Here is a 13370-nt window from a genome sequence, read left to right on the forward strand (position 1 = left end):
TTACGCTTGTACAATCTCCATACCTTGTTCTTTTCGCAGAATTCCCTTGATGATCTCCGCATGCTGACGGACATAGGCGGTGGCGACCATGTCGTCATGCGTTGCTTTGGTGAGATGTTCCGTATAGGTACCGGATGTTGCTTGGTGCCATCTCATATCAGCATCACGGTCGGTGTCGGCGATTGGCAGAATCAGGTGGATGTCCGCTGACACGCTGCCGTCATTGATGATGGTATCGAGAAGCACAGCGTAGTTCTGCATGTTCTGAGTGATGCGTCTGCGGATGTTGGCGACTTTGAGGAAGTCGTCGAGTCCTGCTGATTGGTCAAGAGAGGCAGTCAGTTCGTTGACGGCTTCGACTGCGCTTGGAGCAGCCGGAGTGCGGCGCGCGGAATCCAGCAGGACGAGGTCTTGAACCGTGCATCCTTGGGCTTCCAAGGCTTTGGCTGCCTCGAAGGCGATGTTGCCGCCCGCGGAGTAACCGAGCAGGATATAGGAGCCTGTTGGCTGAATCCGTTTTATCTGCTCGACGTAGTGGGTGATCAGGTTGTCGTGCTCGATGAAGTCGAATGCGTAGACGGAGTAATCGCTGAGCTGATCAGCCAGTTCCTTGAAGGCGAAGCCAAGACCTGCGATTGGCGGGAAGGCGAAGATGATCGGCTTGCCTGCCTCATTGAGCAAGGTGACTGGTGTGTCTTGGCTATTCTGCATGTGGTGGAGGCTGGTGAGCTTGTCTGCCAGCTCCCGGATCGTGCGGTATCGGAAAATGAACGGCAGCGGCATATCCAGTCCAAGTTCGCTGTTGATGATGCTTGTAAGCTGGGCTGCCTTGAGCGAATGGCCTCCGAGATCGAAGAAGTCATCTTCGACGCTGACTTGCGGAAGCTCCAGCAGATCTTGCCAGTAGCCAGCTAAGCGGGCTTCCATCTCGGTGAGTGGTGCAACGTAGATGCTTGTTGTCGTGCGCTCCGGTTTTGGCAGCGCCTTTTTGTCGATCTTGCCGTTGGTGGTGAGCGGCAGATGGTCGAGTTGGACGAAGTAGCTTGGAATCATGTACGCTGGCAGCCTTTGGGCGAGATGGTGGCGGAGATCTGCGGTGTTAATTGCGTCTGCCGCAGTGTAGTAGGCGCACAGCTCGGTCTGGTTGCTGCTGTCTTTGTACGGGATGACCACAGCTTCCATCACTTCTGCATAGGTCAGCAGGCTTGCTTCGATCTCACCTGGTTCGATGCGGTAGCCACGGACTTTTACCTGATCATCGATCCGTCCGAGGTATTCAAGCGTGCCGTCTGGGAGCCATCTGGCCAAGTCGCCTGTACGGTACATGCGGCCTGCTTCTGCATCTGTAGCGGTGGCAAATGGGTTGGCAACGAATGCTTGGGCCGTCAGCTCTGGACGATTCCAGTAACCACGTGCCAGACCTGCACCGGCGATGCAGAGTTCGCCCGGTACGCCGATTGGTTGCGGCTGGTTGGTATTACTCAGGATGTATGCGAGCGTATTCGGCAGCGGTCGACCGATCGGCAAGGCCGTGTCGGTGCGGGCTTCGGCTGTCCAGAAGGTCGTGGCGATCGTTGCCTCGGTTGGGCCGTATGCGTTGACATAGCGGACACGGTCCATCCAGTTCTGTACCAGTTCGGCTGTGGTGGCAGAACCGCCTGTGAACAGGAGTCGCAGGGATGGTAGTTGATCTGGATTAAGATGTACCGCAAATGGCGGCGGCAGGATCGTAGCCGTGATCTGATGACGGTTCACATAGGCGGTCAACTGGCTTGGATCTTGGGCCGTTTCTTTGGTCAAGAGGTACAGGGTGGCTCCGTTCAGCAGGCTGGTAAAGATCTCCCAGACGGATGCGTCGAACGAAAAGTTGGCGAACTGAGTGAAGCGGTCTTGGCTGTTGATTCCGTATTCGGCTGCCATGTGTTCAGTCAGGTTGATCAGACCGTGATGCTCGATCATGACCCCTTTTGGCTGACCTGTGGTACCTGAGGTGTAGATGATATAGGCCAGATCCGTCGGTTTCACAGGCAGGGCGAGATCGGTCGCGTCCCCCCGGTACAGATTCGCATCGGTGAGGTCGAGAATCGTGCCTTGGTAATCAGCTGGTACATGGCTGGTCAGTGACGCTTGAGTCAGCAGGATATCGGCTTGGCTGTCGCCGAGCATGTAGGCGATCCGCTCTGCCGGATGGGCCGGGTCGATTGGGACGTAGGCACCGCCTGCTTTGAGCACAGCAAGGATGGCGATGATCATCTCCAGAGAGCGCTCTGTGAGGATGGCGACAAGTGAATCGGCAGTCACGCCTTTTGCCGTCAAGACACGGGCAAGTTGATTGGCTTTGGCGTTGAGCTGTGCGTAGGTCAACTCGGCGCCTTCGAAGTGAACGGCTGGGTGTGTTGGTTGCTGGGAAACCACAGCTTCGAAAACTCGATGGATGGTCTGGTTGGAATCCGACTGCGAATGCGGGATGTCAGTGGCGGTTACGCCTGTCATCGCCATGGTCTGTGCCTGCTCCCCTGCCCCATTAAACTCAACCAGAATCTGCTTGATCTCCCGCTCGGTCAAAAGGTTCAGATCAGCAAGCTTCACCTCTGGGTTGGCAACGATTTGTCTGGCAATCTGTGTGAGATGACCAGCGATGTTGTTCACCCATGTTTTGTCATAGACGAGTCCATTGAACATGAACTTGACGAACAGTTCCTCCCCTGGGCCAACCACGACGTTGAAATCATAGTTCGTCTGTTCGAACGGCTCCCACTCGTCTGAAATGAATTGCAGCTGTTTGTCCAGCTTAGCGGCGGCTTCGTTGGATGGGGCCGGGTAGTTCTCGAAGGCGACGATGTGGTCGAGCAAGCCTTGTTTGAGGGTGCTGGACGCTTGGATCTCAGCCAGTGACAGGTAGTCGTAGGCGGTGGATGCGAGTGCGCCCTCCTGCAGCTGCTGGATCAGGGTCTGGAAGCTTTGCTCTGGGGTGCAGGTCACACGTACCGGGATGGTGTTGATGAACACGCCCACCATGCGCTCGATTCCCTCTACGTCGGCATTGCGACCAGAGACGATGGAGCCGAAGACGACATCGTTTTGACGGTTGTAGCGGGCCAACAGAATCCCCCAGATGCTTTGGAAAATGGTGTTGAGCGTGGTCTGGTTCTGCTTAGCAAGCTCCTCCATCGCTCGGGTGATATCACGGTCTAAGATGAAAGAGACTTCTTCGTGGGCATATCGGCCGCTTGTAGCCTGTTGCCACTTCGGCAGGGTCGCCAGCTCTTCATAGCCTGCGAGATATTGACGCCAGTAGGCTTCTGCCTCGGTTCTGTCCTGAGCCTCCAGCCATTCGATGTAATCGCTGTATGGCGCGACAGGTGCGAGTGAGACAGGCAGATCGTTGAGCAGGGCGTGGTAGGTGTTGATCAGCTCACCCAAGATGATTCCGAAGCACCAGCCGTCTAGCAAGATGTGGTGGAAGCTGAGGATCATATGGTACTCGTCGCTTCCGGTCGCAAGGATGGCGAGGCGGATCAACACGTCTTGGGTCAGGTCGAAGCCGCGTGCTTTGTCCTGCTGCTTGAAGGTCTGGATGCGGGCCTTTTGCTCCTCTGGATTCAGGTGTATGAGATCCTCGAAGTGAACGGTGGTACGGCGCTCTGAGAGTACGACTTGCAGCGGACGGCTCAGATGCTGCTGGACGAACACGGTGCGGAGCATGTCATAGCGGGCGATGACGGAGTTGAGGCTCTGCTCCATTTTTTCGATATCCATCGCTCCACGGACAGGCAGGGCGTGCTGTTCGAAGTAAGCGAGATTGTCCTGATCGAGCATCGCGTGGAACAGCATGCCTTCTTGCATCGGGGACAGCGGATACAGCTTGCTGAACTGCGTGCTGCCGACTTTGGCTGCCAATGTGTTCTGCACCGCATCCCACTCTTCGATGCTAAGCTGGCTGTAGCCCACATCGGATGGTGTGCTCTCAGTGGTTTCTTTTTGCAGGCAGTGCTGGATGAGAATCATCAGGTTGGCCTGCATGCGGCTGGCGAGCAGCTCCATCAAGGCCGGGTAGAAGGCGTGACGGTTGTACATGACAGACAGATGCAGCTGGCCGTTCACGATCATCCCCGTGATGTCGATGAGCTGCGGACGCTCCATATCAGGGCTGATAAGCTGGCCGCTTGGCATGGTGGAGACGCCGAATACTTCTGTCTTGATATCCTGGTCAAATTGTCCGAGATAGTTGAAGCTGATCTCTGGTGTCAACGGATTGGCAACTTGGCGCTTGTGCCCGTCTGGTGTCAGGTATTTGCCGATGCCATAGCCGACCCCTTTGTTCGGGATGCGGCGCAGGGTTTCTTTGACCTGCTTGATCTGGTAGGAAAGATCGGCGGTTCGGGACATGTCGAGCACAACCGGGAAGGATGAGGTGAACCAGCCGATAGTACGGGTGATGTCGACGCCTTCGATGATATCCTCGCGCCCGTGACCTTCCAGCAGAACCGCGACATGATTCTCCCCTGTCCACTCCTTGACCGCCATACCGAATGCCGTCATCAGGATGTCGTTGATCTCGGTACGGTAGGCACGGTGAACCTCTTGCAGAAGCTGGGTGGTCTCTTGCTCAGGCAACGCGATATCGATCGTGGTCACATCGCTCATGCGGTTCGGGAATTGTTCAAGTGTCACCGGCAATGCCTTGATCTCTGTTGCTTCCAGCTTCCTCCAGTACGCCTGTTCATCCAGCAGTGCTTTGGACGTCGCATAGCCTTGGAGACGTGTGCTCCATTCTTGGAAGGAGGTCGTCTTAGCCGGGAAGGTGACGGCCTCCCCACCCATGGCTTGAAGATATCCGCTGGTGAAATCCTCGAACAGGATGCGCCAGGAGACACCGTCGATGACCAGGTGATGAATCGTGATGAGCAAGTGATCACCTTGATTGGTCTTGAACAACCCGAGCTTGACAAGCGGGCCATGTGTCAGATCGATGCTGGACTGAATCCGGTCTGCTTCCTGCTCGATGAAGCGGGCGATGACGGAGTTGTCCGTCTCTTCCATGAAATCAATGACATCCAGCGTGAAGAATGCCTGTGCTTCCGCAGGGCCAGATGACGGGTTGTTGACTTGGCGTACCTGCTGATCCGGGGTCATTGTGTAGGTCATACGGAGTGCGTCATGGTGATGCAGAATCTCGCCAAACACCTGACGGACGATACTCTCGTCAAACCCTTCGCTTCTGTACAGCATGTTGGCATGGTTAAAATGGTGGGAATCCGTGAACGCTTCGCCGAAGAACCAGCGCTGGATCGGTGTCAGGAGGACTTCCCCTTCGACCGTGCTTTGGTCGAGTGTAACCGTGTTGACCTTGATATGCGGGGCCAACTCAGCAATGGTCGGATATTTGAACAGATGACGCATCTCCAGCTTCCATTGATGCTTGTTCAGTTGAGCAGAGATCTGGATCGCTTTGATCGAGTCACCGCCGCATTCGAAGAAGTTGTCATGGATACCGATTGGCGTGATGCCAAGGATATTTTGCCAGATTTCAGCCAGTGTGGCCTCCAGCTCGTTGCGCGGTGCTGCATAGGAATCGTCACGCATCGCGGACATCTCAGGGCTTGGCAGTGCGGTACGGTCCAGCTTGCCGTTGCGGTTCATCGGCATCTGCTCCAGTCGGACGAAGTAGGCTGGAACCATGTAGGCTGGCAGGCTTTGCGCGATATGCTGGCGCAGTTCGGTCACCGTGGTCTCACTGCGGGTCACGAGGTAGGCGCAGAGCTGCTTTTGCCCGGTTGGGTTGACGTGGACGACGACCGCTGCCTCTTGGACGGCTGGATGCTCATGCAGCTTGGCTTCGATCTCACCCAGCTCGATGCGGAAGCCACGGATTTTGACCTGCATGTCGATCCGGTCGAGGTATTCGATTGACCCGTCTGGGAGCCACTTGACCAGGTCACCGGAGCGGTACATCATCTCCCCTGGGACAAATGGATTCGGTACGAACTTCTCAGCGGTCAGCTCAGGGCGGTTGAGGTATCCCTTGGCTACACCCGGCCCTGCGATGCACAGCTCACCCGGTACACCGATTGGTACCAGTCGGTTGTGAGCATCCAGTACATAGAGCTTGGTGTTGGCGATAGGCTTCCCGATTGGCACGCTGGTCGCATCGGCTGGCAGCTCATCAATCGTATAGGTGGTGGCATAGACGGTGGTTTCTGTCGGGCCGTAGGCGTTGAGCACTTTGCCTGGACCGATGTGCTCGACCGCTTTTCGCATGTGGTGGACGGAGACGCGTTCGCCACCGACGAGGACGGTCTTGATCTGTTTCAGGCAGTCGACATCGTAGTCTACCAGCGCGTTGAACAGAACCACGGTGCTAAAGAAGCTGTCTACCTTCTCTTCGCGGATCACACGGGCCAGCTGCGGGATGTCGAGCACGGTTTCTTTGCGGATCAGCACCAGTCTCGCACCGTTCAGCAAGGCTCCATATGTGTCATAGGTGCAGCCGTCGAACGCATAGTTGGAAAGCTGCAGGAACGTGTAGTCCGGCGTCGGATGGAAATAGTTGGTCTCCTTGACGACACGATTGACGTTGGCATGGGTGTTCAGGATGCCTTTAGGCGTGCCGGTTGTACCGGATGTGTAGATGATGTAGCAGGTATCGTCCGACGTACTGACAGGCTCCAGATTGGCGGTATCCTGGGCGTCGATCACGGCATTGCTCAGGCTCAGCGTCAGCTCGGTCTCAGGGATTCTGTCTGCCAGATGGGCCTGGGTCAAGACGAGCATCGCTTGAGAGTCATCGAGCATGAACTTCACGCGGTCGGTTGGGAACTCTGGATCGATCGGCAGGTAAGCTGCCCCTGCTTTCAAAATCCCGAGCATCCCTGCGATCATCTCGCAGGAGCGTTCCACCATCAGACCGACGACACGGTCCCGCTCTACCCCGATGGCACGCAGGACTCGGGCGATCTGGTTGGCACGGGCATTGAGCTGACCATAAGTCCACTGCTCTTTTTCAAAAGTAAGCGCGATCCGCTCTGGATGGGCCGCCACCTGCTCCTCGAACAGCTGATGGATGGTCTTGTCTTTCGGGAAGTTGGTTTCATTCTGGTTGAACTCAATCAGGAGTTGGTGCTTCTCATCCTCTGTCACCATGTCGATCTCAGACAGACGTGTATCGATAGTAGCTGTGATTGCACGCAACACTTGGGTCAGATGATTGGCAAAACGCTCCATCGTATCCCGTGTGAACAGTTGAGTGCAGTAGCCAAGGCTGAATGCAAGCGCATCACCGAATTCGGCTGCGGTCAGAGTGATGTCGAACTTGGCGGTGTTGTTGCCCATATCATAGGCTGACAAGGTGGCTCCCTCGATGGCTGGCAGTTCTCCTCCCATGTTCTGCATGGTGAACATGACGTCAAAGAGCGGATTGCGGCTTACGTCACGCTGGATATCCAATTTTTCCAAAAGCTCCTCGAATGGATAGTCCTGATGTTCAAAAGCACCGAGGGCGCTGCTCTTCACTTCTGCAAGGAACTGGGCAAAAGTCTTGTCAGCAGTCGGGTATCCACGCATCACGAGGGTGCTGACAAACATCCCGACGATGGATTCCAAATCAGCGTGCGGGCGTCCGGCTACCGCACTGCCTACGAGGATTTCCTGTTGACCGCTGTAGTTGGCAAGGGTTACTTGGAGTGCGGCGAGCAGTACCATGTACATGGTCGTACCCGTATCTGCGGCCAGTTCACGCAGAGCTTGGGTCAGTGCTGCGTCAGCCTGGAATTCGACTTGGTCGCCCTCGAAGCTTTGGACGGATGGTCTTGGGTAGTCGGTCGGCAGCTGGAGTACCGGGATGTCGCCTGCGAGGGCTTCCAGCCAGTAGGCTTCTTGTTTTTGCATCACATCGGTCTGATACAAGGCTTGCTGCCAGACGGCGTAATCCTTGTATTGAACACGCAGTGGTGCGAGGTCTTGACCTGCATACAGGCGGGACAGCTCGTCACATAGGATGTTCATAGAGACGCCGTCAGAGATGATGTGGTGCATGTCGAGCATGAGCAGGTGCTGGTCTTTTCCATAAGTGAGCAGCTCGGCGCGGAACAGTGGTGCTTGGCCTAAGTCGAATGGCTGGGTGAAGGCTTGGACGATGCTGTCTATTTGCAGGCTGGCAGCGTCCTCAGTACTTGCCAGCTCTGATCCTGCTCCGATCTCTCTGTAGGCAAGTCGGAATTCGATCTTCTCGTGTACGTACTGCACCGGTTCTCCATCTACCCATGCAAACGATGTCCGCAAGCTTTCATGACGGTCGATCAGAGCTTGGCATGCGGCTTCGATGCGCTGTGCGTCAATCGTTCCGTCCAGCTTGAGCGCCAGTGGCATGTTGTACGCCAGCTCCGCCCCTTCCATTTCACTAAGGATGAACATACGTCGCTGAGCAGACGAGACTGGATAGAATTCGCGCGGCTCCACCGGTTGGATTGCGGTATAGATGCTCTTCTGGGTCTGTCCGATCAGCAGGGCCAGTTCTTCGATGGTCGGATGGGTGAAAATGTCACGGAGCGTAATCGCCGTATCCAGCTCCTTGTGCAGACGGGAGACGAGCACCGTCGCTTTCAGTGAGTGGCCGCCGAGGTCGAAGAAGTTGTCTTGTACCCCAACGGTGGCAACACCCAGTACGTCTTGCCAGATCGCGGCCAGCTGTTCCTCTGCCCCGTTGCGCGGTGCGACATAGGTAGTGTCGGCGGATGCGCCCTCTGGCTTTGGCAAGGCGCGCTTGTCTGCTTTGCCGTTGCTGGTCAGCGGGATTTTGTCCAGTGTCACAAAATGGGTTGGGATCATGTAAGACGGCAGTGCTTGAGCGAGATGGGCTTTGAGCTCGGACGTGGTGACAGATGGTCTGGCTGTTGCACTGTCTGACGTGCTGGTTGAATCGCTCCGCCCCGCGTTATCCACTGTACGTACTCCTTCTCCCGCTTCATTGCCGATGACGATGTACGCAGCCAGATAGCGTTGGCCCGGTTCGTCTTCGCGTGCGATGACGACGGCTTCTTTTACCACTGGGTGCTCCGTCAGCTTGGCTTCGATTTCGCCCAGCTCGATGCGGAATCCGCGGATTTTGACTTGGCTGTCGATCCGGTCGAGGTATTCGATGGTGCCATCCGGGAGCCAGCGGACGAGGTCGCCGGAGCGGTACATCACATGACCTGATCGGAATGGATGCGGTACGAATTTGTCAGCGGTCAGGTCGGGACGGTTGAGATAACCGAGTGCTACCCCGTCGCCTGCGATGCAGAGTTCGCCCGGTACGCCGATTGGCTGTGGCTGGTTGTCGGCATCCAATACATACAGCTCGGTGTTGGCGAGCGGTCGGCCGATTGGCACGCTGGTCATGTGCGGCGGCAGCTCATCGATTGGATAGGTCGCAGCAAAGACGGTCGTCTCTGTCGGGCCGTAGCCGTTGAGCAAGCGGCCTGGACCGATGTGTTCGAGCGCTTTGCGGATGTGGTAGACGGAGAGGCGTTCACCGCCGACCAGTGCCCCTACTACGCCACGGAGGCAGTCTACATCGTACTCGACCAGTGCGTTGAACAGGGCCACCGTGCAGAAGAAGCTGTGAATCTCTTCTTCGCGGATGATCCGGGAGAGCTCGGCCATTTCGAGGACGTGGTCTTTTTGAATCAGGACCAGCTTGGCACCGTTGAGCAGGGCACCGAAGATCTCAAAGACAGAGCCGTCGAACGCGTAGTTGGAAAGCTGCAGGAAGTTGGTCTGTGCGGTCGGCTGGATGTAGTTGGTCTCCTTGACGGTGCGGCTGACATTGCGGTGGGTGGTCAGGATGCCTTTTGGTGTGCCGGTTGTACCGGATGTGTAGATGATGTAGCAGACGTCTTGGGCGGTGGCTGTGTTCTCCATCTCCAGATTGGAGGTATCTTGGCTGTCGATCCGCTCGTCGGTCAGCGTCAGGACAGCTCCATCGAATGGTACATGGTCTGCGTATTTGGCTTGGGTCAAAAGTACGGACGCTTGCGTATCGGCGAGCATGAACTGTACGCGGTCGGCCGGGAATTCCGGATCGATCGGCAGATATGCCGCACCGGCTTTTAACACCCCGAAGATTCCTGCGATCATCTCAAGCGAACGGTCTGCCAGCAAGCCGACGACACTGCCTCGATCCACACCATGCTCACGCAGGACGCGGGCGATTTGGTTGGCACGGGCATTGAGGGCAGCATATGTCCACGCCTCCCCTTCAAAAGTCACGGCGACACGCTCAGGATGAGCCGCTGCCTGTTCTTCGAAGAGCTGGGCGAGTGTCTTATCTTTCGGATAGTTCGTTTCATTCTGGTTAAACTCAACCAGCAGCTGGTGTTTCTCCGCTTCGGTCAGCATCGCAAGCTCAGACAGACGGGCAGCCGGGTTGTTCACGATGGCACGGAGGATCTGGGTAAAATGTCCAGCCATGCGCTGCATCGTATCTGCGCGGAAAAGGTCGGTGCAGTAGTTGAACTCGAAATGGATCGTGTCGTCTTGCTCCATCGCATTGACGGTCAGGTCGAACTTGGCGGTCTGCGCTCCTGTCGTCTCATTCTCGTACGGAGTGAGGATCGCGTCTGCGAAGGTCAATTCGCTTGAACCTGTGTTCTGCAGGGCGAACATCACGTCAAATAGCGGGTTGCGGGATGGATCGCGGCGGACGTCCAGCACTTCGACGAGTTCTTCGAATGGGTAGTCTTGGTGTTCGTAGGCTTGGAGCGCGTATGCTTTGAGTTCAGCTACCAGCTCGGTAAAGCTCTTCTCTCTTACCGGGAACCCGCGCATGACGAGTGTGCCGACGAACATCCCCACAATCGCTTGCAGGTCATCGTGTGGGCGGCCTGCGATCGGGCTTCCTGTCAGGATTTCCTCTTGCCCGCTGTACTTGGCGAGCATCACATGCAGGGCGGCGAGCAGTACCATGTACATGGTCGCGCCTGTCTCGGCAGCTACCCCGCGCAGAGCCTGGGTCAGTTCCGCATCTGCGGTAAAGGAGACGACATCGCCTGCGAAGCTTTGGACGAGCGGTCTTGGGTAATCGGTCGGAAGCTCGAGGGCTGGGATTTCTCCAGCGAGTGCCGTGAGCCAGTAGGCTTCTTGTTTGTGCATGGCATCTGTCTGGGACTGTTCCTGTTGCCAGACGGCGTAGTCCTTGTATTGGACGCGCAGTGGTGTGAGCTGTTCGCCCGCGTAGAGTCGGGACAGGTCATCGCACAGGAGATTGACAGAGACACCGTCCGAGATGATGTGGTGCATGTCGAGCAGGAGCAGGTGTTGGTCTTCACCGTACGTGATCAGTCCAGCACGGAACAGTGGTGCTTGTGTCAGGTCAAAAGGACGGGTGAAGGCTTGGACGAGCTGGTCGAGTCGGTCGCGTTGGGACAGGTGTTCTGCGCTCTCATCCGCTACAAGGTCCATCCGCTCCAACTGGAACTTCACATTCTCATGGATGATCTGCACCGGCTCCCCATCTGCCCACGCAAACGATGTCCGCAAGCTTTCATGACGATCAACCAGCGCTTGGAAGGCGGCTTCGAGGCGGCCTGTGTCGACAGAGCCTTGCCACTTCAGCACCCCTGGCATGTTGTAGGCGAGCTCGGCCCCTTGGATTTCACTAAGGATGAACAGGCGTTTCTGTGCAGACGAGACTGGGTAGGATTCGCGTGCTTCGACCGGCTGGATCGCGGTATAGCTGCTCTTCTGCGTCTGTTCGATCAGCACTGCCAGCTGTTCAATCGTGGCATAGCGGAAAATATCGCGCAGCGCAATCTCGGTGTCAAATTCCTTGTGCAGCTTGGATGCAAGCACAGTTGCTTTGAGCGAGTGGCCGCCGAGGTCGAAGAAGCTGTCGTGTACCCCGATGCGCTCTGCTCCAAGCAGTTCTGCCCAGATCGTGACGAGCTTCGCTTCTGTTTCGGTGCGCGGTGCGACATACTCGGTGCCGGTCTCTACGTTGTTTTCCGGTTTTGGCAGGGCTTTGCGGTCGATTTTGCCGTTGGAGGTGAGTGGCATCCGATCCAGTCGGACAAAAGCAGACGGAATCATGTACGGCGGCAGGTTGACCGCCAGATGCTCACGCAGCTCGCTTACGGTCAGCTCAGCGTCGGAAATGATGTAGGCGCAGAGCAGTTTTTCTCCGTTGGCATCATCGAGGGCAAGGACGGTGGTTTCTTGGATGTGTGCGTGCTTGAGCAGTTGGGTCTCGATCTCGCCCAGCTCGATACGGTGACCGCGGATTTTTACCTGATGGTCGATCCGTCCGAGGTATTCCATCTCCCCGTTCGGCATCATGCGCGCCAAGTCGCCGGAGCGGTAGAGACGTTCTGCCGGATTATACGGATTCGGGATAAAACGGTCAGCGGTAAGCTCAGGGCGGTTGAGATAGCCACGGGCCACACCGTCTCCGCCGACGTACATCTCACCGACGACACCGATCGGCACCAAGCGTTGCTGCTGGTCAAAAATGTAGGTAGTCAGCGTCGGGATCGGCACCCCGATGTTGGAGAGATTGGTTTCGATCTCCTGCTCCCCGATCTCTTTGAACGTAACGTGTACAGTGGTCTCTGTGATGCCGTACATGTTGATCAGACGGGCAGCTGGGTACTTGGCTTTGTACGGCTTGAGCATGATCGGGTTGAGCGCTTCTCCACCGAAGATGACGTAGCGGATAGCCAGATCACTGTCGGCCTGCTGCATTTCAGCCTGGATGAACGCGTAGAAAGCGGTTGGTGTCTGGTTGAGCACGGTGACGCCTTCTTTGCGGCAGAGCTGGACGAATTCGCCTGCATTCTGGGCCACCACTTTTGGTACGATGACCAGTTTGCCGCCGTAGAGGAGTGCGCCGTACATCTCCCATACAGAGAAGTCGAAGCAGTAAGAGTGGAAGACTGTCCAGACATCTTTTTCGTTGAAATCGTATTGCAGGCGGTCATTGATCATCAGGCGCACGACATTGCGGTGCTCGATCATGACGCCTTTTGGCTTGCCTGTCGTACCCGAGGTGTAGATGATGTAGGCCATGTCCGCTGGTTGGTTGACGTGCGGCAGGTTGCTTACGTCGCCACTATAGAGCGATTCATCTGCGAGATTGATGGTCTCCCCTGCAAAAGGAACCGTGCCGATCAAGTGCGGCTGGGCCAAAAGAATGCGGGCGCCGCTGTCGGAGAGCATGAACTCCTTGCGATCCTCTGGATAATCCGGATCAACCGGTACATACACCCCACCTGCTTTGAGTGTCGCCATGATCGCCACGATCATATCGAGGGAGCGCTCAGTGAGGATGCCGACGAAGCTGTCAGGGGTGATCCCCTTCTCACGCAGGACGCGGGCGACTTGGTTGGAGCGTTCGT

The 13370-nt window shown here is 56.5% G+C and carries 1 protein-coding gene (cut by a window edge); it reads right to left on the reverse strand.

Going from position 1 to position 13370, the window contains the following annotated elements:
• On the reverse strand, positions 1-13370 hold the 3' end of the coding sequence (locus FGI41_RS01325; RefSeq protein ID WP_139488091.1) for a non-ribosomal peptide synthase/polyketide synthase. The gene runs 17008 nt beyond the window's last position; the window shows 13370 of its 30378 coding nt (coding positions 17009-30378); its start codon lies beyond the right edge, outside the window — the gene reads right to left on this strand; the stop codon is at positions 1-3.

The sequence above is a fragment of the Brevibacillus dissolubilis genome (genome assembly GCF_006170445.1).
Taxonomy (GTDB): Bacteria; Bacillota; Bacilli; order Brevibacillales; family Brevibacillaceae; genus Brevibacillus_B; species Brevibacillus_B dissolubilis.